The following is a 22172-nucleotide window of genomic DNA, read 5'->3' on the forward strand; positions in this document are numbered from 1 at the left end:
CGCGGTCCCCCGGATCACAGCGGGGCCTCCCAGACCACCGTCGTACCGCCCTCGCCCTCCCCGAGTCCCGGCTCGCACGTGCTCGATCCGCCCAACGACTCGGCGCGCCGCCGGAGGTTGCGCAGCCCGCTGCGCCGTCCGCCGCTCGGAATCCCCACCCCGTCGTCGGCGACCGACAGCCGGACCGCGCCCCTGCCGTCGGACAGCCGGAGGGTGGCATCGACGACCACTTCGACACGGGTGGCGTGCGCGTGCCGGAAGACGTTGGAGAGGGCTTCGCGGAGGGCGGCGATCAGGTTCTTCCCGGTGAGTTCCCCGACGCCGGAGTCGACCGCGCCGACGAACCGGTGGGAGGGCTTGAAGCCCAGGGGCACGGCCGCCATGTTGATCTCCCGCAGGACACGGGTGCGCACCCCGGCCGGCGCCTCGGCCGGTCCCTGCTGCAGCGCGAAGATGGCGGTACGGATCTCCTGGATCGTCACATCCAGTTCGTCGACCGCCTTGGCGATGCCCTGATGCACGTCGGGCGCGACCGTTCCGCGCTGGGCGCTCTCCAGCATCATCCCGGTGGTGAACAGCCGCTGGATGACCAGGTCATGGAGGTCGCGGGCGATCCGGTCACGGTCCTCCAGGACGGCCAGCCGCTCCCGGTCGCGCTGCGCCTCGGCCATCATCAGCGCCAGCGCCGCCTGCGAGGCGAACTGGGCGGCCAGCGTGCGTTCCATCTCGCCGAAGCAGGGTGCGCCCTGCTCGCGAGGTGTGGCGAGTGCGCCGAGCACGCGGCCGTCCGTGCGCAGCGGCAGCAGCATGCACGGGCCGAAGCCGGTGCCCAGCTTGGTGATCAGGCGCGGGTCGGTGGCGGAGTCTTCCACGAAGACGGTTTCGCCGGCCAGCAGGGTCGCGGCGACGGGACTCTCGGCCGGGACGACCACGCCCCGCTTGATGATCGGGTGGTCGGCGGAGACGGCCACCACCTCCAGACCGCCGTCGCCCGTCCTCAGCAGCACCACGCCGACGGACGAATCCGCCAGTCTGCGGGCGTGTTCGGCGACGACCGACAGGGCGTCGCCCGCGTCGGCGCCGGAGAGCAGGGCGGTGGTGACGGCGACCGAGCCGTCGATCCACCGCTCGCGCTGCCGGGCCGCCTCGTACAGCCGCGCGTTGCCGATGACGATCCCGGCCTCGGTGGCGAGCACCCGCACCATGTGCAGGTCGTATTCGTTGAATGCGTCCCCGTCGGACTTCTCGGACAGATAGAGGTTGCCGAAGACCTCGCCCTTCACACGGATGGGGAGGCCGAGGAACGTCCGCATCGGCGGATGGCCCGGAGGAAATCCGGCGGCGCGCGGATCGGTGGTCAGATCGGTGAGCCGGAGCGTGCCCGGATGCCGGATCAGCGCGCCGAGCAGCCCGCTGCGTCCGTCGGGCCGGTGCCCGATGCGCCGTTCCACGTCCTCGCCGACTCCGTACGTCACAAAGTCGGAGAGGCCCTCGCCCGCCTCGTTGACGACACCGATCGCGGCATAGCGGGCGCCGGCGAGTTGGGCCGCCGTCTCGCAGATCCGCCTGAGTGTGGCGTGCGGCTCCAGGCCCGCGCCGACGGAACTCATCGCCTCCAGCAGTTGTGGCACCTGCGCCGTGGTTTCGGCGGACAGGCCCTGAAGGCTGCGGGCCGCGCGGGCTGCGGCTTCGAGCGGATCCGTGGGTTCGGGCGCTTTCATATTCTTGAGACTAGTAAGTCCTATTGAGCGGGGAAAGTCGGCTTCCGGCGTCGAGCAGATCGCCGGCACGCTCACGCTCCAGCATCCGCCGCAGTGGCCCTTCGACAGCGGCCAGCTCGTCATAGGGTCCGCGCTGTACGGAACGGCCCTCTTCCAGCACGATCAGCTCGTCCACCGTGTCGAGCCCCCGCAAGCGGTGGGTGATGAGCAGCGTCGTCCTTCCCTCGGTCGCCTCCAGCAGGTCGGCTGTCAGCGCGTCCGCCGTCGCCAGGTCCAGATGCTCGGCGGGCTCGTCCAGGACCAGCACGGGGAAATCGGCGAGGAGCGCACGGGCCAGCGCGAGGCGTTGCCGCTGACCGCCGGAGAGCTGGGCGCCGTGTTCCCCGACGAGGGTGTCCAGGCCGGCCGGCAGTGCGTCGACCCAGTCGAGCAGCCGGGCCCGGCGCAGGGCGTCGCGCAGTTGGTCCTCGGTCGCGTCCGTACGGGCGAGCCTGAGGTTCTCCCGTACGGAGCTGTCGAAGAGATGCGCGTCCTGGGCACACAGCCCGACGAAACGCCGGACGGTGTCCCCGTCGAGGGCGGCCGCGTCGGTCCCGCCGAGGTGGCAACTGCCCTCGCGCGCGTCCAGGAAGCGCAGCAGCACCTGGGCGAGCGTGGTCTTGCCCGATCCCGAGGGTCCGACGACGGCGACCCGTTTCCCGGCGGTCAGCGTCAGATCGAAGCCACTGAGCGCGTCCCGCCGCTGCCCCGCGTACCGCGCGGACACCCCCCGTATCTCCAGCGGGAACGGCGAGAGGGGCGCGGCGGCCGGCTGCTCCGGCTCCTGTACGGGGACGGGGGCGTCCAGCACCTCACACACCCGCTCCGCGCCGCGCCTGGCCCGCTGCCGGTACCGCACGGCGAGCGGCAGGCCGGTGACCGCTTCGAACGCGGCGAGCGGGGTGAGGACGACCACGGCCAGTTCGACACCCTCCAGCCGTCCGTCACGCAGGGCCTGTACGCCGACGACTGCGGCGGCTGCCACGGTCAGACCGCAGGCCAGGGCGGAGAGGCCGGCGCCGAGCGCGGTGGCACTCGCGCCGCGCGAGGCGATGGCCGTCAGCGTCTCGTCGGCCTCGCGCACCTGGCGCATCCGGCTCTTGAGCGCTCCCGCGACGGTCAGTTCCGCAGTGCCCCTGAGCAGATCGGCGATCCGGGTCGCCAGCAGTCCGCGTGCCGGGGCCAGCTGCCGCTCCGTACGGCGGGCGCACGCACCGCTCACCAGCGGTACGCCCACCCCGGCGACCAGCAGCCCGGCGGCCAGTACGGCACCCGCCTCCGGCAGCAGCCACGCGGTGAATCCGGCGGCGCCCAAGCCGACCAGCAGGGCGGTACCGACCGGCAGCAGCCACCGGAGCCAGTAGTCCTGAAGTTCGTCCACATCGGCGACCAGCCGGGACAGCAGGTCTCCGCGCCTCGTCTCGCGCAGCCCGGCGGGCGCGATGCGCTCCAGCCGCCGGTATACGTCGACCCTGAGGTCGGCGAGCATCCTGAGCACCGCGTCGTGCGACACGATCCGCTCGGCGTACCGGAAGACGGCCCGGCCGATACCGAAGGCGCGGGTCGCCGTCACCGCGACCATCAGATAGAGAACGGGCGGCTGCTCGGAGGCGCGTGAGATGAGCCATCCGGACACCGCCATGAGCCCGACGGCGGAGCCGAGGGCGCAGCTCCCGAGCACGAGCGCCAAGACGAACCGCCCTCGCAGCGTCCCGGCGACGGCCCTCATCCGTGCGAGGGGTTCGCGGGGCGACGCGGGCCGGTCGAGTGCCACCCCGTCCGGGCCGGTGCGCCGAGGCCCTGCGCGCTGAGGCCCGATGCGCTGGGACTCGATGCGCCGAGGCACTGCCAAGTCGTCACCGAGGCCAGGCTCCCCCGCGAACCCTGGCCGCTCCGGCTGCTCCCGCCGCTCCGCCAGTGCGATCACCCGGTCCGCCACCGCGAGCAGCGCCGGCCGGTGGACGACCAGCAGCACCGTACGGCCCGTCGCCAGCCGTCGTACGGCGTCGACGATCCCAGCCTCCGTCTCGCCGTCGAGCGCCGCCGTGGGCTCGTCCAGCAGCAACAGCGGCCGGTCGGCGAGGAAAGCCCGGGCCAGCGCGAGCCGTTGGCGCTGGCCGGCCGAGAGTCCCGACCCGTCCTCGCCGAGCATGGTGTCGACGCCCTGGGGGAGCGCCGCCACGAAGTCGTACGCCCCCGCCTCCCGCAGCGCCTCCCCTACCGCTGCGTCGTCCGCGTCCGGGCGGGCCAGGCGTACGTTCTCCGCGATCGTCCCCGCGAAGAGATACGGCTGCTGCGGAACCCACGCGATCCGTTCCCGCCAGCGGTCCAGGTCAAGGGTCGACAGATCCCGGCCGTCCACCCGCACCCGGCCCTCGTCGGGCACGGCAAATCCGAGCAGCACATTGAGCAGGGTGGATTTCCCGACGCCGCTGGGGCCGACCAGAGCGACCGTCTCCCCCGGTTCGACCGTCAGCGTGGCCGCGTTCAGCGACGGCTCCGTACGGCCCTCATGGCGGACCGTCACACCGTCCAGCTCCAGCCTCAGCGCGCCGGGCACCTTCCCCTTGCCGCCCGCCGCAGGCTCGGTCTCCAGGACCGTGAAGATCTCCTCCGCGGCAGAAAGCCCCTCGGCAGCCGCGTGATACTGCGCCCCCACCTGCCGGATCGGCAGATAGGCCTCGGGCGCGAGGACCAGCACCACCAGTCCGGTGTACAGATCGAGGTCCCCATGGACGAGCCGCATCCCGATGCCGACCGCGACCAGCGCCACCGAGAGCGTCGAGAGCAGTTCCAGGGCGAAGGACGACAGGAAGGCGATCCGCAGCGTGCGCAGCGTGGCCTGGCGGTACTCCGAGGTGATCTCGCGGATCGACTCGGCCTGCGCCTTGGCCCGGCCGAAGACCTTGAGCGTCGGCAGTCCGGCGACCACATCCAGGAAGTGACCCGACAGGCGGGACAGCAGCCGCCACTGACGGTCCATCCTGGCCTGCGTGGCCCAGCCGATGAGGACCATGAACAGCGGGATCAACGGCAGGGTCACCACGATGACAGCGGCCGAGACCCAGTCCTCGGTGACGATCCGCGCCAGGACCGCCACCGGCACCACCACCGCGAGCCCCAGCTGCGGCAGATAGCGCGCGAAGTAGTCGTCGAGGGCATCGACGCCGCGAGTGGCGAGCGCGACCAGCGAACCGGTGCGCTGGCCGCTCAGCCATCCAGGACCCAGTTCGGCCGCCCGCGCCAGCAGCCGCCCGCGCAGTTCGGACTTGACCGCCGCGCTCGCCCGGTGGGCCGCCAGCTCGGTCAGCCAGGAGACCAGTGCGCGCCCGAGGGCGACCGCACCCAGCAGAAGCAGGGGAGTGCTCAGCTCGGAGCCGTCGGACCCGCGCTGGAACGCACCCACCACCACGTCGGCGATCAGCATCGCCTGAGCGACGACCAACCCCGCGCCCGCCAGCCCGAGGACCACCACGGCCATCAGGAAGAAGCGGGTGGCGCGGGCGTACCGGAGCAGACGCGGGTCGATCGGTTTCACGTGAAACACCCATTCCTTGTGCTGCGCCCCGTGGGGCGCGTACCGCTCCGGCTACGCATCGGCGATGTGCTGCGTGCCGATCCGCTTGCGGAACACCCAGTACGTCCAGCCCTGGTAGAGCAGCACGACCGGTGTGGCGATACCCGCGCACCAGGTCATGATCTTCAGGGTGTACGGGGTGGACGAGGCGTTCGTCACCGTCAGGTTCCACCCCTCGTTCAGCGAGGAGGGCATGACGTTCGGAAAGAGCGTCAGGAAGAGCATCGCGACGGCGGCCACGATCGTCACCCCGCTGAGCGCGAACGACCAGCCCTCGCGCCCTGCGGCGATGGCCCCGATCGCGGCTGCCAGCGCCGCCACGGCGACGATCATCGCGACCAGACTCACGCCGTCCCCGTGGTCCGCCTGCGTCCAGATCAGGAAACCGAGCGCCAGCACGGCGGTGATCAGTCCCAGGGCGAGCGCCAGTTTCCGGGCCCGTACCCGGATGTCCCCCACCGTCTTGAGCGCGGCGAACACCGTGCCGTGGAAGGTGAAGAGGGCCAGGGTCACCAGCCCGCCCAGGAGCGCGTACGGATTGAGCAGATCCCAGAGGTTGCCGACGTACTCCTTGTGCGCGTCGATCTTCACGCCGCGCACGATGTTGCCGAAGGCGACGCCCCACAGCACTGCGGGCAGCAGTGACGTCCAGAAGATCGCGTGTTCCCAGTTGCGCTGCCAGTTCTCCTCAGGCCGCTTGGCCCGGTATTCGAAAGCGACCCCGCGCACGATCAGACAGACCAGGATCAGCAGCAGCGGCAGATAGAAGCCGGAGAACAGCGTGGCGTACCACTCGGGGAAGGCGGCGAAGGTCGCTCCGCCGGCGCTCAGCAGCCAGACCTCGTTGCCGTCCCAGACCGGTCCGATGGTGTTGATGAGGACCCGTCGTTCCTTGCGGTCGCGGGCCAGCAGCTTGGTCAGGATCCCGATGCCGAAGTCAAAGCCTTCGAGGAAGAAGTAGCCGGTCCAGAGGACGGCTATCAGGACGAACCAGACGTCGTGGAGTTCCATAGCTCCTCAAGTCCTCAGTACGAGAAGGCCATCGGCCGGTCGGCGTCCGTGGGGTCGCCGCCGATCTTTGTGGGCGGGTTGAGGTCGGCGTCCGTGAGTTCCGGCGGTCCGGCCTTGACGTACTTGACCAGCAGCTTGACCTCGATCACCGCGAGGACGGCGTACAGCGAGGTGAAGACGATCATCGAGGTGAGCACCTCGCCCTGGGAGACGCCGGGGGAGACCGCGTCGGCCGTGCGCAGCACTCCGTACACGACCCAGGGCTGGCGTCCCGTCTCGGTGAAGATCCACCCCCAGGCGTTGGCGATCAGCGGGAAGAGCAGGGTCCAGAGAGCGGTGATCCAATAGCAGGCGGCGAGCTTCGGGCTGAGTGGCTTGTTCCTGAAGAGCACCAGATTCGGCACTTCCTCCTCGCCCGTGCGCAGCCGCGCCGGCAGCATGAACTTCTTGCGGGTGAGCCAGAGCCCGGCCAGGCCGAGGGCGAAGGATGCCATGCCGAAGCCGATCATCCAGCGGAAGCTCCAGTAGGCGACGGGGATATTGGGCCGGTAGTCGCCGGGGCCGTACTTCTCCTGCTCGGCCTTGTTGATGTCGTTGATGCCGGGGACGTACGAGCTGAAGTCGTTGTTGGCGAGGAAGGAGAGCATCCCGGGGATCTCGATGGCGACGTCGTTGTGCCCCTTGTCGACGTCTCCGTAGGCGAATACGGAGAACGGCGCGGGCGCCTCGCCCTCCCAGAGAGCCTCAGCCGCGGCCATCTTCATCGGCTGCTGCTTGAACATGACCTTGCCGAGGGTGTCACCGCTGACGGCGGTCATCAGTCCCGCGATCACGACGGTGATCAGGCCGAGCCGCAGCGAGGTCCGCATCACCGGAATGTGCTTTTTGCGGGCCAGGTGGAAGGCCGCGATACCGACCATGAAGGCGCCGCCGACGAGGAAAGCGGCCGTGAGGGTGTGGAAGAACTGGGTAAGCGCGGTGTCCTGGGTGAGCACCGCCCAGAAGTCGGTGAGTTCGGCGCGGCCGGCTTCCTTGTTGATCCGGTAGCCGATCGGGTGCTGCATCCAGGAGTTGGCCGCCAGGATGAAGTACGCGGAGAGAATCGTGCCGATCGAGACCATCCATATACAGGCCAGATGGATCTTCTTCGGCAGCTTGTCCCAGCCGAAGATCCACAGTCCGATGAAGGTGGACTCGAAGAAGAAGGCGATCAGTGCCTCGAAGGCGAGCGGGGCGCCGAAGATGTCGCCGACGAACCGCGAATAGTCGGACCAGTTCATCCCGAACTGGAACTCCTGCACGATTCCGGTGACGACACCCATCGCGATATTGATCAGGAAGAGCTTGCCCCAGAACTTCGTGGCCTTGAGGTACTTGGGATTCTCCGTACGGACCCAGGCGGTCTGCAGCCCCGCGGTCAGCGCGGCGAGCGAGATCGTCAGGGGCACGAAGAGGAAGTGGTAGACGGTGGTGATGCCGAACTGCCATCGCGCCAGGGTCTCCGGCGCCAGAGCGAGGTCCACGTCGTCTCTCCTTACATCGCCGTGGTCGAGCGGCAGCTTGCCCCTTTCGCCCTGGACGTAACGACAGGAACTGGGGCGCGCTTGTGAAAGCGTTCACATTCACAAGCATTATGTCGCACAGCTTTCCGGATCTTCGCGTGGGGGGGTCCTCCAGACATACCGGCCGTACGACGCCAAAGGGCGGCCTCGAAGAGACCGCCCTTGACTGCCGCGTCCCAGCCACAACCCCGGCCGGACGTCTCTCGCCGGACCGCACCGGACGTCTCTCGCCGGACTACAGCTCCTTGCGGAACGTCTCGGCCGCCTGCAAGAAGATCTCGTTGGCCTCGTACTCGCCGATCGTCACCCGTACGCCCTCGCCCGCGAAGGGCCGTACGACCACGCCGGCCGTCTCACAGGCCGCCGCGAAATCGAGCGTGCGCTCCCCGAGCCGCAGCCACACGAAGTTGGCCTGCGTCTCGGCCACGGTCCAGCCCTGGCCGATCAGGCTCCTGTACACCCGTTCACGCTCCGCGACCAGCGTGCCGACCCGCCCCAGCAGCTCGTCCTCCGCCCGCAGCGAGGCAATCGCCGCCTCCTGAGCGATCTGGCTCACGCCGAAGGGGACCGCGGTCTTCCGCAGCGCGGCGGCCACCGGCTCATGGGCGATGGCGAAGCCGACCCGCAGACCGGCCAGTCCGTACGCCTTGGAGAAGGTGCGCAGCACGGCCACATTCGGACGGTCCCGGTAGATCGCGACCCCGTCCGGCACCTCGGCATCGCGGATGAACTCGCGGTACGCCTCGTCCAGCACCACCAGCACATCGCCCGGCACCCGGTCGAGGAACCGTTCCAGCTCGGCCCGGCGCACCACCGTGCCGGTCGGGTTGTTGGGGTTGCAGACGAAGATCAGCCGGGTCCGCTCGGTGATCGCCTCGGCCATCGCGTCCAGATCGTGCACCTCCCCCGAGGTCAGCGGCACCTTTATGGAGGTCGCGCCCGAGATCTGGGTGATGATCGGGTACGCCTCGAAGGAGCGCCAGGCGTAGATGACCTCGTCACCGGGGCCCGCCGTGGCCTGCAGCAACTGCTGGGCGACGCCCACGGAGCCGGTGCCGGTCGCCAGATGCGAGAGCGGCACTCCGAAGCGCTCGGCCAGTTCGTTCATCAGGCCGGTGCAGGCCATGTCGGGGTAGCGGTTGAAGACCCCCGCGGCCGAGATCGCCTGCTCCATCACCCCGGGCAGCGGCGGGTAGGGGTTCTCGTTGGAGGACAGCTTGTACGCGACGGGCCCGCCGGACGCCGCCGGCTTGCCCGGCTTGTACAGGGGAATGCCGTCCAGCTCGGCGCGCAGCTTGGGGCTCGTCTCGCTCACCGCGGGTCCTCCTCGGCCGTTCACGGGTCGGTACAACTTCAATACTGCTCACCATATGAGGATTCGCGGCCCCTGCGAATGGCGGGCGCCCGGAAAGGGGCGCGCTCGCCTCCGAGGCACGCGCCGGTGGCTCACTCCGTGGCGCGCGTCCCTCGTAGAGGTGAGATGAGACCTCTTCGAAACATGGACCCTTCGACAGGTCCATGCCGCTCCACGCATGGCAGAACATAGCTAGACCCACTAACTCCCTTTTCTTCCATGGCCGTTGCCCGTTCTTGATCATGCAGAAACGTGCCTGTCAATGGGTGCATATGCGACCCGCCCAACCGCCCGCCCGCGCCCTACTATCGGCTCGCCATGACAGCAGCAGGGAAACACCAGGTGAGCCGGACGGACACAACCCGGCGGGGAAGCCGGCAGGGTCGGGCGGGCATCCGGGACGTTGCCGCCGCCGCCGGTGTCTCCATCACGACTGTCTCGGACGCGCTCAACGGCAAGGGACGCTTACCCGACGCCACCCGGCGCCATGTCCGAGAAGTCGCAGAGCGCCTCGGCTACCGTCCGTCCGCCGCCGCCCGAACCCTCCGTACCGGCAAATCAGGCCTCATCGGCCTGACCGTGACGACGTACGGGGATGAACCGTTCACCTTCACCGAATTCGCCTATTTCGCCGAGATGGCGAGGGCCGCGACCTCCGCCGCCCTCGCCCGCGGCTACGCCCTCGTCATCCTCCCCGCCACCTCCCGCCATGACGTCTGGTCGAACGTCGCCCTCGACGGCACCGTCGTCATCGACCCCTCCGACCACGATCCGGTCGTCACCGAACTCGTCCGCCAGGGCCTTCCCGTCGTCTCCGACGGCCGGCCCGCGGGCACTCTCCCCGTCACCGCCTGGGTCGACAACGACCATGAGGCGGCCGTTCTCAATCTGCTCGACCATCTCGCCGCCGCCGGGGCACGCCGCATCGGCCTGCTCACCGGCACCACCACGGACACCTACACCCGGCTCTCCACCACCGCGTATCTGCAGTGGTGCGAGCGCGTCGGACAGGATCCGGTCTACGAGTCCTACCCCGCCCACGACCCGTGCGCCGGGGCCGTCGCCGCCGACCGGCTGCTCGCCCGCCCCGACCGCCCCGACGCCGTCTACGGGCTCTTCGACCCCAACGGCACCGATCTGCTCGCCGCCGCCAGGCGGTACGGGCTGCGCGTACCCGACGACCTGCTGCTGGTGTGCTGCAGCGAGTCCACCGTGTACGCCTCCACGGAACCGCCCATCACGACGCTCTCGCTCAAACCGCGCCGTATCGGCACCGCCGTCATCCAGCTCCTCATCGACGCCATCGAAGGGATCGACACCGGCCGGCCGGTGGAGCAGGTGATACCGACCGAACTGATCGTCCGGACGTCCTCCCAGCGGCGCCCGCCACGCACCACGGTCAGTCCGCCCCGGTCCCCCGCCCGCGACTGACCGGGGCCCTTTCGGGGAGTGACAGCGCAGTGGCTGTCCTCCCCCGAAGGCCCGGACCTTTCGCATTTCGGGCGATCAGCGTGAAAACATGCGGGGAACCGGAGGTGCAATCGGATTCATCGCCCCTGGTGCGTCACACAGGAGGACCGGCGTTCCTATGATGGGCGCACGACACCTCGGACCTTCCCCGACCTCCGGTGGGCTCACCCCCATCCGGCCAGGCAGGCCTGAGAGGTGTACGGCGGCGCGACGGTGGTGGAGGGGTCGATGACACAGGGGGCCGGCCAGGGATCCGTGGTGCGGACGGCGACGTTGCGCGACTTCCGCGTCCCGCCGTACGCACAGGTTCCCGTGCAGTCCGGACAGCCCGGCCCCGCGGCCGCCGGCTCGTCCGGGCATCCCGGCAACGCGGTCCCGGCCGACGAGCCGCCGGAGGGCTACACCCCCACCGAACGCGACCTCCCGGTGATCAACCGGGGGGACACCGTCCAGGTGCACGTATCGCCTGCCGAGGCGCCCGCCCCCGACGGCCGCGGCCCGCTCTTCGTGGTCGGCGACGTCCACGGCTATCTCGACGAACTCCTCGCCGCCCTGGCCGAGCAGGGCCTCATCGACGCCGAGGGCCACTGGGCGGCGGGCACGGCCCGCCTCTGGTTCCTCGGTGACTTCACCGACCGCGGCCCCGACGGCATCGGCGTCATCGATCTCGTCATGCGGCTCTCCGCCGAAGCGGCGGCCTCCGGCGGCTACTGCAAGGCCCTGATGGGCAATCACGAACTGCTGCTCATCGGCGCCAAGCGGTTCGGCGACACACCCGTCAACTCCGGCGCCGGCACCGCCACCTTCCAGGCCGCCTGGCTGCTCAACGGCGGCCAGCGGACCGACATGGAGCGCCTCCAGGACGTCCATCTGCAGTGGATGTCCCGGCTCGACGCGGTCGTCGAGGAAGACGCGCATCTGCTGATGCACTCCGACACGACCGCGTATCTCGACTACGGATCCACCATCGAGGACGTCAATGAGACCGTCCACCAAATTCTGACCCGCAATGACGCCGACGAATGCTGGGATTTGTTCCGCAAGCTCACCAAACGCTTCGCGTTCCGTGACGAAGGCGGTCCGCAGGCCGTTCAGGAACTGCTCTCCCAGTACGGCGGTCAGCGCGTCGTCCACGGCCACAGCCCGATTCCCTATCTGCTCGGCGAAGTGGGCACCGAAGACGCCTCTGACGACCAAGGCGCCAGGAGTCCGGTGGTGGAAGGGCCACACGTATATGCCGACGGACTTGCCATCGCCATGGACGGCGGCGTGACCATGGCAGGAAAACTGCTGGTGGTCCAGCTTCCCCTGCATAACTGAATCAACGCCGCGCCGGTGATTTACGTAAACCCCCTGTCACACCGCGCCGAAACAGCTCTACCATCGGCTTATCCGTAGCAGGCTCTCCTCCGTTTCTGCCAACTGCCCGTGCCACGCGGGCGACCCGGCCCTACGGAGCATCGGGGGATGCACATGAAAAGCGCTCCGCACCTGCTGAGCGAGGATCGCGCGGATTTCGAGCGGATCCTCGACGACGCACTGCGCAATGCGCCCGACCGCCCGGATCTCGCCGCGGTCGGCCGGCGGCTCAACGCCGAGCAGCTGCGCACCATGGCCCTGAACCGCACGGCGCTGATCACCACGGCGGCCGCCGCAGAGTACGAGCATTACGCGAAGATCCGCGAGGAGTTCCGGGCGCCGGCCCCTTCCGCCTCCGTCCACGATTCCGTCCTGGCCCCGGCCGAGGACGAAGCCGAGGACGCCGGCGCGGGTTTCACCGCGATCATCACCGTGCTGGTCCCGGTCCTTGGGGGCACCGCGGCCGCGATCTTCCTGCTCGTCGGCTACCTCCTCAAGGCGCTCAGCCCCCCACCCGCCTTCGCCGAAACCCTGCTCGCAGTCGGCTGGTTCTTCGGCGCCGTCACCGCGCTCGGCATACTGGCCGCCGCGATAGGCCTGCTGGTCACGGCCGTGCGCAACGGCGCGACCCAGCTGCCGGCCGAGGAGTCGCGCAACGAGCTGCCGGACGAGGTGGCCCGGGCCAGAGAAGCCTGGCGCCACGCCCTGCTGGAGCGCGGCATTCTGCCTTTCCTGCGGGCCGCCCTGGCCGATCCGAGCGCCGGCCCGGCCACGCCCGGCCCGCCTCGCCCGGTGAGCCAGCTGCCCAAGATCGGCTACAGCCGGCCGGACTTCTCCAGTCCGGGCGAAGGCTCCACCGCGGGCCAGCGCCCGACCTATACCAGCCCGGACTTCACCAGCCCCGACTTCGGTGGCCCCGAGCACCGGCCGGACTGATCTCCCGACCGGCGCCCAGGGCACGCTGGAGGGCGCTCAGTCCGCCAGCGGCAGGTAGACCCGGTTGCCGGCCGCGGCGAACTCCTTGGACTTCTCCGCCATACCGGCCTCGATCTCGGCGCTCTCCATATCTCCGCCGTGCCGGCGCCTGATGTCCTGCGAGATCTTCATCGAGCAGAACTTGGGGCCGCACATCGAGCAGAAGTGCGCGGTCTTCGCCGGTTCGGCCGGGAGGGTCTCATCATGGAACTCCCGGGCCGTGTCAGGGTCGAGGGCCAGATTGAACTGGTCCTCCCAGCGGAATTCGAACCGGGCGTCGGAGAGCGCGTCGTCCCAGTCCTGCGCCCCCGGGTGGCCCTTGGCGAGGTCCGCCGCGTGGGCCGCGATCTTGTAGGTGATGACCCCTGTCTTGACGTCGTCGCGGTCCGGTAGGCCGAGATGTTCCTTCGGGGTGACATAGCAGAGCATCGCCGTGCCCCACCACGCGATCATCGCCGCGCCGATGCCGGAGGTGATGTGGTCGTACGCCGGAGCCACGTCGGTCGTCAGCGGGCCGAGCGTGTAGAACGGCGCCTCCTCGCAGATCTCCTGCTGGAGGTCGATGTTCTCCTTGATCTTGTGCATCGGGACATGGCCCGGGCCTTCGATCATCGTCTGTACGCCCAGCCCCTTGGCGATCGAATTGAGCTCGCCCAGCGTGCGCAGCTCGGCGAACTGCGCCTCGTCGTTGGCATCCGCGATGGACCCGGGCCGCAGGCCGTCACCGAGGGAGTACGTCACGTCGTAGGACGCGAGGATCTCGCAGAGCTCCTCGAAGTTCTCGTACAGGAACGACTCCTTGTGGTGCGCGAGACACCACGCGGCCATGATCGAGCCGCCGCGCGAGACGATGCCGGTCTTCCGGCGGGCCGTGAGCGGCACGTACCGCAGCAGTACACCGGCGTGGACCGTCATGTAGTCGACGCCCTGCTCGGCCTGCTCGATGACCGTGTCCTTGTAGATGTCCCAGGTCAGCTCCTCGGCCTTGCCATCGACCTTTTCGAGCGCCTGATAGAGCGGCACCGTACCGATGGGGACAGGGGAGTTGCGCAGCACCCATTCGCGGGTGGTGTGGATATTGCGGCCGGTGGAGAGGTCCATGACCGTGTCCGCGCCCCAGCGGGTCGCCCAGGTCATCTTCTCGACCTCCTCCTCGATGGAGGAGGTGACCGCGGAGTTGCCGATGTTGGCGTTGACTTTCACCAGGAATCGCTTGCCGATGATCATCGGCTCGATCTCGGGGTGATTGACATTGGCGGGGAGGACGGCGCGACCGGCGGCGATCTCCTCGCGGACGACCTCCGGGGACACGTTCTCCCGGATGGCGACGTACTCCATCTCCGAGGTGATTTCCCCGCGGCGGGCGTAGGCGAGCTGTGTCACCGCCTGTCCGTCCCGGCTCCGCCGCGGCTGGCGCGGCCGGCCGGGGAAGACCGCGTCGAGGCCCCGTAGATCAGTGGTTCCGCTCCGGAGCAGTCCCCCGCGTGGCGAGGTGTGCTTGAGCCCGTCGTCCTCGGGGCGGGCCGGCCGGCCCGCGTACGCCTCGGTATCACCGCGCCCGATGATCCAGTTCTCCCGCAGGGGCGCGAGACCGCGGCGTACATCGGTCTCGACGGTGGGGTCGGTGTACGGCCCCGATGTGTCGTACAGCGTGACGTCCTTGCCGTTGGTGAGGTGCACCTGGCGCACCGGCACCTGAAGATCCGGGCGTGAACCCTGGACATATCCCTTGTGCCAGCCGATGGACCTTCCGGCCTCGCTCGGCTTTTCCGAATCGGAGGCAGGCGTGCGTGCGTCCTGATGGGTCATGAGACCTACTCCCTACGCCGGCATTACCCGGTAACAGGTTCAGCGGTCGGCGCAGCGCAGGTGTCCAGGGAGATCCCCGGGACTACACAGTCAGCGCCCTCTCAGCCCGGTGCTCCGAGCTCCCGCGTGTGCAAAGGTGACTCCACGCTAGCGTCCCGTCGAGCGTGCTGAACAGAGGGCCTCTTACTTCTTGCGATGATCTGGCGGTGACCTCACCCCAGCAGACTCACGAATCGCATGGCCACTCGCACAGTCACGGGCCGGCCGCACCGGTCTCCCGGCACCTTCGCAAGGTCATCGCGGCGGTCCTGATTCCGTTCGCGACCGCGGTGGTCGTCGGGCTGGCCGTGCTCTGGCCCGGCGGTGCACCGGCGGGCGAGCGCACCGGTGTCGGCTTCGACCGGCAGACCGAGCAGGGCCAGGTCGTGCAGATCGAGCGGGTGGACTGCAAGGACGTGAATGGCTCTCAGCTCCCGTCGACCGGTGACACCTCGACGCCTCAGGGTCGCGAGGCACAGCAGGCGGAGACCGGGGAGTGCAAGAAGGCGACGATCGAGGTCACCTCCGGCAAGGAGAAGGGGCGGACCTTCATCGAGGTCGTCCAGCCGGACGCACCGCGGCAGTTTCACGTGAAACAGGGCGTGGTGGTGGCCTACGCACCCGACGCGCCCCGTGATCTCCAGTACTCCGTGACCGATGTGAACCGTACGTTCCCGATGGCTCTGCTGGCCGGGATCTTCGCGCTCGCGGTGGTCGTGGTGGGTCGGATGCGCGGTGTCATGGCGCTGATCGCGCTCGCCGTCTCGTTCGCCGTCCTGACGCTGTTCATCCTGCCCGCGATTTTGCAGGGGTCGAATCCGCTGGTCGTGGCGGTGGTGGGGGCGAGCGCGATCATGCTCGTGGCGCTCTATATGTGCCATGGCCTGACGGCCCGTACCTCCGTGGCGGTCCTCGGCACATTGATATCTCTGCTGCTGATCGGGCTGCTGGGGTCGCTCTTCATCGGCTGGGCGAGCCTGACCGGCAACACGGACGACAACACCGGTCTGATTCACGGTCTCTATCCCGAGATCGATATGAGCGGTCTGCTGCTGGCGGGCGTCATCATCGGTTCGCTCGGTGTCCTCGACGATGTGACGGTGACGCAGACCTCGGCGGTCTGGGAGCTCCGTCAGGCGGATCCGTCGATGGGGCCGCGCGCCCTCTACCGGGCGGCCATACGGATCGGCCGGGACCACATCGCCTCGGTGGTCAATACGCTCGTCCTCGCCTACGCGGGTGCGGCGTTGCCTCTTCTGCTGCTGTTCTCGATCGCGCAGGCGAGCATGGGAACGGTCGCCAACAGTGAGCTGGTGGCGGAGGAGATCGTACGGACCCTGGTGGGCTCCATCGGCCTGGTCGCGTCGGTGCCGGTGACAACGGCGCTGGCGGCGCTGGTGGTCTCCGCCGACCGGCCGGGAGCCTCGGGGCCGGCGACGCCTCCGGGCCCGGCGACACCTCCGGGTCCGGGATCCGTAGGACCACAGACGGCTCCCGCGGTTCCTGGTCAGAGCGCACGGGTGCTCGGCCAGGGCGGTGGGGGACGGCGGCGTAAGAAGTAGGACCTACGGCAGGGACCGGCCGCCCGGAGGATCCGTATCGCTCGGAGGATCCGTACCGCCCGGGCGGCCCCCCGTTCAGCCGGCGTTCTCCTCGGCCAGGATGCGACCGAGCGCCTCCTCAAGATTGCCTTCGAAGTCACCGAGCGTGCGCTCCTGACCGAGCGGAACCAGTCGGTCCGTACGGTCGAGGAAAGCGACGAGCGGCGCGGCGCTCACCCGGAAGAGCGCGTGGTCATCACCGACCTGGAGCCGGATATGGACATCGGAGAGGTCCTCGGGCAGGGTCGGCGCGATATGCACATCGCCGTCCCCGCTGGGCGTATTGATGCCGTCGAGCAGCAGTTCGCGGCCGAAGGTCCAGGTGACAGGGGCGTCGCCGGGCAGATGGAACGTCATCCGGACCGCGTAGGGATCTCCCATCTCATAGTGGAGTTCCACCGGGATCCGGAACGAGAGCTCCTCGGAGACGAGGAAGCTCATCAGGACCTCGGCCTGGACCGACTCGCGCATCGTGTACTCCGGAGTAGATGAAGCAGTGGCTGGGAATGATCCCTGCGGACCCTCTTGACGCAATCGTCCTGTAAGCGCTAGCAGATCACAAGGAGTAATTTTTCAGATACTGATAGAGAAGGTTAGCGAGCTCAACAGCGATTCGATCCCGCTGTGTAACTGTTCGACTCCCGAGGGTAGCCACCCCTGCTGATCGAGTGGTACAGAAATGGCCAATACGGCCGCACTGGGACGGCGATCGAGTGATCGCGGCTCGATTTTTCGTCAAGCCGGCTCAGCGGGCACCGGCCTGTCGCGGGTGCGTGAGCCATGGCCGAGTGAATCGGCGATCTTGCTGCGACGATTCTGCACGGCTTCAGCGCGTGCCAGCCGCTGCACCGCGTCACCGAGCACGAAGACGCCGTTCTCACGGCGCAGATAGCCCTCATGCGTCAGTGTCCGCAGCAGGTGATAGGCGGTGGGGAGTGGTAGCCCGGCCTCGCGTGCGAGCTGTTTCGCGGGGGCTCCGTCCGGATGGGAGCCCGCGGACTCCAGCAGTCGCAGCGCTCGCTGCACCGATCCGATCAGGGTAGGGGCCGCGGTTTTTGTAGCTGTGGCCAAAGGTCACCCCCAGGCGTGCTGACGGGCGAGGGCCCGCGCGCGGGGGCCGCCCCCGCGCGCCCGCCGCACCCCTGGGGGACCGAGGGACCGAGGGACCCTGAGGCCAGGGGTGCGGCAGAGGATTGTCACTCTAGGGGCACGCCGGGGCCGGGGATGGTTTCCCGTTCACCTTTCCCTCGCGCGGGCTAACGACCGCACTGGCTGCCAGCTCTACCGGTCGCCCCTACCAGTCGCCTCGTGAGGACGACGAGGACAGGAACTTCCGTACGACATAGATCAGTCCGCCGACCAGGGCCACAAAGAGCAGCAGCTTGAAGAGCAGTCCGATCACCACCGCGACCACGCTGACGATCAGCCCGCCGAAGACAACAATGGCGATCACGGGCACCGCGATCCACTTCACCCACCAGGGCAGCCCCGTGAAAATCTCCCGAACCGCCATCGTCCTTACCTCGCTTCACCGAGTGCCACAGGTACCTGCCTTACCGCTTCGATGCTAAAGCCGAGGGGGCGCTCCCGGATGGACCGGAGCCCCCGATCTCCCCTGATCCGACCCTGAGGCGACCTGAGGGTCGCGGTCAGCCCTCGGGCGGCGAGAACACGACCATCACCCGCAGATCCTCCGTGATGTGGTGGAACTTGTGCGCGACTCCGGCCGGTACGTACACGACGCTGCCCCGGCCGACCTGTGTTGTCTCCATCCCGACGGTGATCGAGGCCCGGCCGCTCACGACGAAGTACACCTCGTCCTGCCGGTGGGGCTGTTGCGGATCGATCTCACCGGCGTCCAGCGCGTACAGCCCCACGGACATGTTGCGTTCGCGCACGAACTGCAGATACGCACCGTCGTTGGCGGCACGCTCCGCCTCCAGCTCATCCAGTCGGAATGCCTTCATGCCACGATCAGACCATGAAGAATTTTGTAGTCAAGACGATCGCCAACGCGGCAGCGCTCGCGGTGGCCATCTGGCTGATCCCCGATATCATCCTGACCGGTGACAGCACCGGCAAGCAGGCCCTGACACTGGTGCTCGTCGCCCTGCTCTTCGGTCTGGTCAACTTCCTCGTCAAGCCGGTGGTGAAGCTGCTGACGCTGCCGTTGTTCATACTCACGCTCGGGCTGATCACCCTGGTGGTCAACGCCCTGATGCTGCTCCTGACCTCGTGGCTCGCGGACAAGCTGGACCTGAGCTTCCATGTCGAGGGCTTCTGGACGGCCGTGCTCGGCGGACTGGTCATCTCGGTCGTGTCGTGGGCACTGAACGTCGCGCTCCCCGACGACAGGGACTGACCGCTCCATGAGTTCCGCTTATCGCGTCTGCTTCGTCTGCACCGGCAACATCTGCCGCTCGCCCATCGCCGAGTCCGTCTTCCGCGCCCGGCTGACAGAAGCCGGTCTTGACGGCCTGGTGGAGGTGGACAGTGCCGGGACCGGTGGCTGGCACGAAGGAGACGGCGCCGATCCACGCGCCGTCTCCGTACTGGACGCGCACGGCTACAAGAGCGATCACACCGCGCGGCAGTTCCACGCCTCCTGGTTCGCCGGCCTCGATCTGGTGATCGCGCTGGACGAGGGGCATCTGCGGGAGCTGCGGCAGCTGGCGCCGACGCCCGCGGCCGCCGCGAAGGTGCGGCTGCTGCGCGCGTACGACCCCGGCATAAGGTCATCAGATGGTCGGCCCGGCGATCTCGACGTCCCGGATCCGTACTACGGCGACCCGGCAGGCTTCGAGGAATGCCTGGAGATGGTGGAGCGCGCCAGCGCGGGGCTGCTCGCCACCGTACGACACACGATCGAGGAGACGGCTTGAACATCGGGGACGGCACGCGAGCGGTACGGGCCGGGCTTCCCGACCCGGTGAAGTACGAACCGACCCTGCCCGGGCCGGTCTTCGCCGCCCACTTCCATCTGCCGGGAGAGCCGACCGGCCCGTACACCTACGGCCGGGACGAGAACCCGACCTGGACCCATCTGGAACGGGCCATCGGCGAGCTGGAAGCGCCGGGGGAGTCCGTCGAGACCGTCGTCTTCGCCTCCGGGATGGCCGCGATCTCGGCGGTGGCCTTCTCCCAGCTGCGGGCCGGCGACGCGATCGTCCTGCCGGACGACGGCTATCAGGCCCTGCCGCTGCTGCGGGAGCGCCTTGAGGCGTACGGCGTGGAGGTGCGGACCGCGCCGACCGGAGGCGACGCCCAGCTGCGCGTCCTGGACGGGGCCCGGCTGCTCTGGATCGAGACGCCGTCCAACCCCGGGCTCGACGTCTGCGACGTACGGCGGCTGGTGCGGGAGGCGCATACCGCGGGCGCCCTGGTCGCCGTCGACAACACCCTCGCCACGCCGCTCGGCCAGCGGCCGCTGGAGCTGGGAGCGGACTTCTCGGTGGCCAGTGACACCAAGGGCATGACGGGCCACGGCGATATCCTGCTCGGCCATGTGACCACCGCCGATCCGGAACTGGCAGCGGGCGTACGACGCTGGCGCAAGGTCGTCGGGGCGATTCCCGGGCCGATGGAGGCCTGGCTCGCGCACCGTTCGCTGGCCACGCTCCAGCTGCGCGTCGAGCGGCAGTGCGCGAGCGCTCTCGTGCTGGCCCAGGCGCTGGAGCAGCGCGACGAGGTGCACGGGCTGCGCTACCCCGGGCTGCCCGGCGACCCTTCGTACCCCATCGCCTCACAGCAGATGCGGCGCTTCGGATCCGTGGTGTCGTTCGTGCTGCCCGATCTGGACTGGGCCGAACGCTTCCTGGACGGACTGCGGCTGGTGGACGACGCGACGAGCTTCGGCGGCGTACGGTCCACCGCCGAGCGCCGCGGACGATGGGGCGGCGACGCCGTACCGGAAGGCTTCATCCGATTCTCCGTCGGCGCCGAGGACCCCGAGGACCTGATCGCGGATGTCCTGCGCGCCCTGGACGAAGCCGCCCGCTGAGCCCGGACGCGCCACCGTTTCGAACGGACGGTCCGAGCCTCCCCCCTCATGGCTCGGACCGTCCCAGGTTCCACGCTCCGGCGAACCACTTGCTCAAGGCTAGTTGACTCTGCGTCAGTGTCCAATCACAGTAGCGACAGGTACCTATCGACTTATTTATAGTTGTCGGTCCTGAGATGCTGCGGTGGCTCGGGCTCGGGACTGGAGAGCGGGACATGGACCTGGCTCTGCTGCGCACCTTCGTCACCGTGCACCGGGCCGGCTCCTTCACCCGCGCCGCGGCGCTGCTGGGCCTGTCCCAGCCTGCGGTGACCGGCCAGATCAGGACCCTGGAGCGGCAGTTGGGCCGGCCGCTCTTCCTACGCCAGGCCCGTGGTGTGACCGCCACGACGATCGGCGACGAACTCGCGCACCGGGCAGCCCCTCATCTCGACGCGCTGATCGAAATCGCCGAGACCGGGCTGGACGAGGAGTCCGGGGTACGGACGCTCCACCTGGCCGGGCCACCGGAGTTCACCTCCCTGCGCGCGCTTCCCGCGCTCACGCCGCTCATCGCTCAGGGCCTCGCGCTGCGCACCTCGTTCTTCGGCAATGCCGAGGAGACCTTGGAGGGCCTGGCCGCCGGACATCATGATCTGGCCATCGCCACCGCCCGGCCACGCGGCGGACTGCTCACCGCGACTCCGCTGTGGGACGAGGAGCATGTGCTGATCGCGGCGCCGCGCTGGGCGGCACGGCTGGGCCATGACGTCCTGCGCGAGGGGCGGGTGGTGCTGGAGCAGTTGCCGGTGGTGGAGGTGCATGAGTCACTGCCGCTCGTCTCCCGCTACTGGGCGGCCGTCTTCGACTCCCGGCCCGCTGCCGCCGGAACCGTGATCGCACCCGATCTACGGGCCGTCCTGGAGTGCGCGGCGGCGGGCGCCGGACTGGCCGTACTGCCGCGCTATCTCTGTGAAGGGGCGCTGGAACGCGGAGAAGTGGTCGCGCTGCTCGATCCGCCGGTGCCCCCGCTGCGCACGTATTTTCTGGTCGTACGCACCGGCACACTCGCCCTGCCCCCGGTCGCACGGGCGCACGAGTGGTTACTGCGCGCCGCGGTGGACTGGTGACAGCAGGGCCGGAGGGAGTTTCAGAACCGGTATCGCGGGCGAACCTCTTCCCATGACCGAAAGGCCCGTGGTCAAGCGCACCGCACGCGCCATCCTGCTCGACGGCAGCGACCTGATCCTGATCAAACGCACCAAACCCGGGGTGGATCCCTACTGGCTCACCCCGGGCGGCGGCGTCGAGCCGGAGGACGCCACCGTGGTCGACGCGCTCCATCGCGAAGTGGACGAGGAGCTCGGCGCCAAGGTCATCGATGTGGTGCCCTGCTTCGTCGACACGGTCGAGCACATCGCCGATGGCGGGGTGACCGGCGTGAAGGTCCAGCATTTCTTCGTCTGCCGGCTGGAGTCGATGGACCTCTCGCTGCGGCACGGCCCCGAGATCGATGAGCCCTGCGGGGAGTACGAGATCGTCCGGGTACCGTTCAGCCGGGTCGGCATCGCCGCCGTCCATCTCGTACCGCTGTCACTGCGGCACTATCTGGATGGCAATATCGAAGGCGTGCGCGCGATGCACGCCCCCGACCTCGGCTGACCGGTCTCCGTCCC

The 22172-nt window shown here is 68.9% G+C and carries 19 protein-coding genes; 9 read left to right on the forward strand and 10 right to left on the reverse strand.

Translation table 11 applies throughout. The annotated features are described in order from the left end of the window. Positions 1 to 14: 14 nt before the first annotated feature. The 5 genes from ACZ6MZ_RS01005 to hisC all read right to left on the reverse strand — a co-directional run bounded on the left by ACZ6MZ_RS01005 (position 15) and on the right by hisC (position 9225). Complete coding sequence (locus ACZ6MZ_RS01005; protein ID WP_389675084.1) at positions 15 to 1721, reverse strand: GAF domain-containing sensor histidine kinase; 1707 nt, start codon at positions 1719 to 1721, stop codon at positions 15 to 17. A gap of 10 nt (positions 1722 to 1731) precedes the next feature. Beyond that, entirely contained in the window at positions 1732 to 5298 is a 3567-nt protein-coding gene (gene cydD / locus ACZ6MZ_RS01010; RefSeq protein WP_469349020.1) for a thiol reductant ABC exporter subunit CydD, read from the reverse strand. Positions 5299 to 5349: 51 nt separating this feature from the next. Then, positions 5350 to 6348 (reverse strand): cytochrome d ubiquinol oxidase subunit II, encoded by a 999-nt coding sequence (cydB, locus tag ACZ6MZ_RS01015; RefSeq protein ID WP_469349022.1) that lies wholly within the window; start codon positions 6346 to 6348, stop codon positions 5350 to 5352. A 14-nt stretch (positions 6349 to 6362) separates the two neighbouring features. Next, positions 6363 to 7871: a cytochrome ubiquinol oxidase subunit I gene (locus tag ACZ6MZ_RS01020; RefSeq protein ID WP_384178154.1), complete on the reverse strand. Its 1509-nt coding sequence runs from the start codon at positions 7869 to 7871 to the stop codon at positions 6363 to 6365. Positions 7872 to 8145: 274 nt separating this feature from the next. Next, positions 8146 to 9225, reverse strand: a complete 1080-nt coding sequence (hisC, locus tag ACZ6MZ_RS01025; RefSeq protein ID WP_389675090.1) for a histidinol-phosphate transaminase — start codon at positions 9223 to 9225, stop codon at positions 8146 to 8148. A gap of 357 nt (positions 9226 to 9582) precedes the next feature. Between hisC and ACZ6MZ_RS01030 the strand changes: the two genes are divergently transcribed. The 3 genes from ACZ6MZ_RS01030 to ACZ6MZ_RS01040 all read left to right on the forward strand — a co-directional run bounded on the left by ACZ6MZ_RS01030 (position 9583) and on the right by ACZ6MZ_RS01040 (position 13029). Next, the gene (locus tag ACZ6MZ_RS01030; protein ID WP_384178160.1) at positions 9583 to 10695 is read left to right on the forward strand and encodes a LacI family DNA-binding transcriptional regulator; all 1113 of its coding nucleotides are present in this window, start codon (positions 9583 to 9585) and stop codon (positions 10693 to 10695) included. 267 nt (positions 10696 to 10962) lie between these two features. Then, the gene (locus ACZ6MZ_RS01035; protein ID WP_384328945.1) at positions 10963 to 12054 is read left to right on the forward strand and encodes a metallophosphoesterase; all 1092 of its coding nucleotides are present in this window, start codon (positions 10963 to 10965) and stop codon (positions 12052 to 12054) included. A 147-nt stretch (positions 12055 to 12201) separates the two neighbouring features. Next, positions 12202 to 13029, forward strand: a complete 828-nt coding sequence (locus ACZ6MZ_RS01040) for a hypothetical protein (RefSeq protein WP_389787751.1) — start codon at positions 12202 to 12204, stop codon at positions 13027 to 13029. Positions 13030 to 13065: 36 nt separating this feature from the next. Here the strand turns inward: ACZ6MZ_RS01040 and thiC are convergent, their stop codons facing one another. Continuing rightward, on the reverse strand, positions 13066 to 14877 hold the full coding sequence (gene thiC, locus ACZ6MZ_RS01045; protein WP_384328940.1) for a phosphomethylpyrimidine synthase ThiC: 1812 nt from the start codon (positions 14875 to 14877) through the stop codon (positions 13066 to 13068). A 206-nt stretch (positions 14878 to 15083) separates the two neighbouring features. On the opposite strand from thiC, the gene ACZ6MZ_RS01050 reads away from it, so the two are divergent. Beyond that, positions 15084 to 16478: a YibE/F family protein gene (locus tag ACZ6MZ_RS01050; protein ID WP_469349024.1), complete on the forward strand. Its 1395-nt coding sequence runs from the start codon at positions 15084 to 15086 to the stop codon at positions 16476 to 16478. Between the two features lie 75 nt (positions 16479 to 16553). Here ACZ6MZ_RS01050 and ACZ6MZ_RS01055 read toward each other — a convergent pair whose 3' ends face one another. From ACZ6MZ_RS01055 to ACZ6MZ_RS01070, 4 genes are all read right to left on the reverse strand, one after another. Further along, positions 16554 to 16988, reverse strand: a complete 435-nt coding sequence (locus ACZ6MZ_RS01055) for an SsgA family sporulation/cell division regulator (protein WP_383914695.1) — start codon at positions 16986 to 16988, stop codon at positions 16554 to 16556. A gap of 264 nt (positions 16989 to 17252) precedes the next feature. Next, positions 17253 to 17543, reverse strand: coding sequence for a helix-turn-helix domain-containing protein (locus tag ACZ6MZ_RS01060; RefSeq protein WP_469349026.1), 291 nt, complete (start codon positions 17541 to 17543; stop codon positions 17253 to 17255). A 268-nt stretch (positions 17544 to 17811) separates the two neighbouring features. Continuing rightward, entirely contained in the window at positions 17812 to 18030 is a 219-nt protein-coding gene (locus ACZ6MZ_RS01065; protein ID WP_384178176.1) for a DUF5326 family protein, read from the reverse strand. Between the two features lie 136 nt (positions 18031 to 18166). Then, on the reverse strand, positions 18167 to 18484 hold the full coding sequence (locus ACZ6MZ_RS01070; protein WP_384178179.1) for a cupin domain-containing protein: 318 nt from the start codon (positions 18482 to 18484) through the stop codon (positions 18167 to 18169). A 14-nt stretch (positions 18485 to 18498) separates the two neighbouring features. Here ACZ6MZ_RS01070 and ACZ6MZ_RS01075 point away from each other — a divergent pair, with 14 nt between their 5' ends. From ACZ6MZ_RS01075 to ACZ6MZ_RS01095, 5 genes are all read left to right on the forward strand, one after another. After that, positions 18499 to 18879, forward strand: coding sequence for a phage holin family protein (locus tag ACZ6MZ_RS01075; protein ID WP_384178182.1), 381 nt, complete (start codon positions 18499 to 18501; stop codon positions 18877 to 18879). A 7-nt stretch (positions 18880 to 18886) separates the two neighbouring features. Further along, entirely contained in the window at positions 18887 to 19399 is a 513-nt protein-coding gene (locus ACZ6MZ_RS01080; RefSeq protein WP_469349028.1) for a low molecular weight protein-tyrosine-phosphatase, read from the forward strand. Continuing rightward, positions 19396 to 20517: a cystathionine gamma-lyase gene (locus ACZ6MZ_RS01085; RefSeq protein ID WP_469349029.1), complete on the forward strand. Its 1122-nt coding sequence runs from the start codon at positions 19396 to 19398 to the stop codon at positions 20515 to 20517. Before ACZ6MZ_RS01080 ends, ACZ6MZ_RS01085 begins: the two co-directional genes overlap by 4 nt. Before the next feature lie 215 nt (positions 20518 to 20732). After that, positions 20733 to 21626, forward strand: a complete 894-nt coding sequence (locus ACZ6MZ_RS01090) for a LysR family transcriptional regulator (protein WP_384178191.1) — start codon at positions 20733 to 20735, stop codon at positions 21624 to 21626. A gap of 52 nt (positions 21627 to 21678) precedes the next feature. Then, positions 21679 to 22158: an NUDIX domain-containing protein gene (locus tag ACZ6MZ_RS01095; protein WP_384178194.1), complete on the forward strand. Its 480-nt coding sequence runs from the start codon at positions 21679 to 21681 to the stop codon at positions 22156 to 22158. The last annotated feature ends 14 nt before the right edge of the window (positions 22159 to 22172 follow it).

This window comes from Streptomyces sp. NPDC042201, from assembly GCF_055582185.1.

Bases quoted from the DNA above. Each gene is read 5' to 3' on its own strand.
- ACZ6MZ_RS01005 (WP_389675084.1), bottom strand. From the start codon at position 1,721: ATGAAAGCGCCCGAACCCACGGATCCGCTCGAAGCCGCAGCCCGCGCG.
- cydB (WP_469349022.1), bottom strand. From the start codon at position 6,348: ATGGAACTCCACGACGTCTGGTTCGTCCTGATAGCCGTCCTCTGGACC.
- ACZ6MZ_RS01030 (WP_384178160.1), top strand. From the start codon at position 9,583: ATGACAGCAGCAGGGAAACACCAGGTGAGCCGGACGGACACAACCCGG.
- ACZ6MZ_RS01035 (WP_384328945.1), top strand. From the start codon at position 10,963: ATGACACAGGGGGCCGGCCAGGGATCCGTGGTGCGGACGGCGACGTTG.
- ACZ6MZ_RS01040 (WP_389787751.1), top strand. From the start codon at position 12,202: ATGCACATGAAAAGCGCTCCGCACCTGCTGAGCGAGGATCGCGCGGAT.
- thiC (WP_384328940.1), bottom strand. From the start codon at position 14,877: ATGACCCATCAGGACGCACGCACGCCTGCCTCCGATTCGGAAAAGCCG.
- ACZ6MZ_RS01055 (WP_383914695.1), bottom strand. From the start codon at position 16,988: ATGCGCGAGTCGGTCCAGGCCGAGGTCCTGATGAGCTTCCTCGTCTCC.
- ACZ6MZ_RS01065 (WP_384178176.1), bottom strand. From the start codon at position 18,030: ATGGCGGTTCGGGAGATTTTCACGGGGCTGCCCTGGTGGGTGAAGTGG.
- ACZ6MZ_RS01070 (WP_384178179.1), bottom strand. From the start codon at position 18,484: ATGAAGGCATTCCGACTGGATGAGCTGGAGGCGGAGCGTGCCGCCAAC.
- ACZ6MZ_RS01075 (WP_384178182.1), top strand. From the start codon at position 18,499: ATGAAGAATTTTGTAGTCAAGACGATCGCCAACGCGGCAGCGCTCGCG.
- ACZ6MZ_RS01080 (WP_469349028.1), top strand. From the start codon at position 18,887: ATGAGTTCCGCTTATCGCGTCTGCTTCGTCTGCACCGGCAACATCTGC.
- ACZ6MZ_RS01090 (WP_384178191.1), top strand. From the start codon at position 20,733: ATGGACCTGGCTCTGCTGCGCACCTTCGTCACCGTGCACCGGGCCGGC.
- ACZ6MZ_RS01095 (WP_384178194.1), top strand. From the start codon at position 21,679: ATGACCGAAAGGCCCGTGGTCAAGCGCACCGCACGCGCCATCCTGCTC.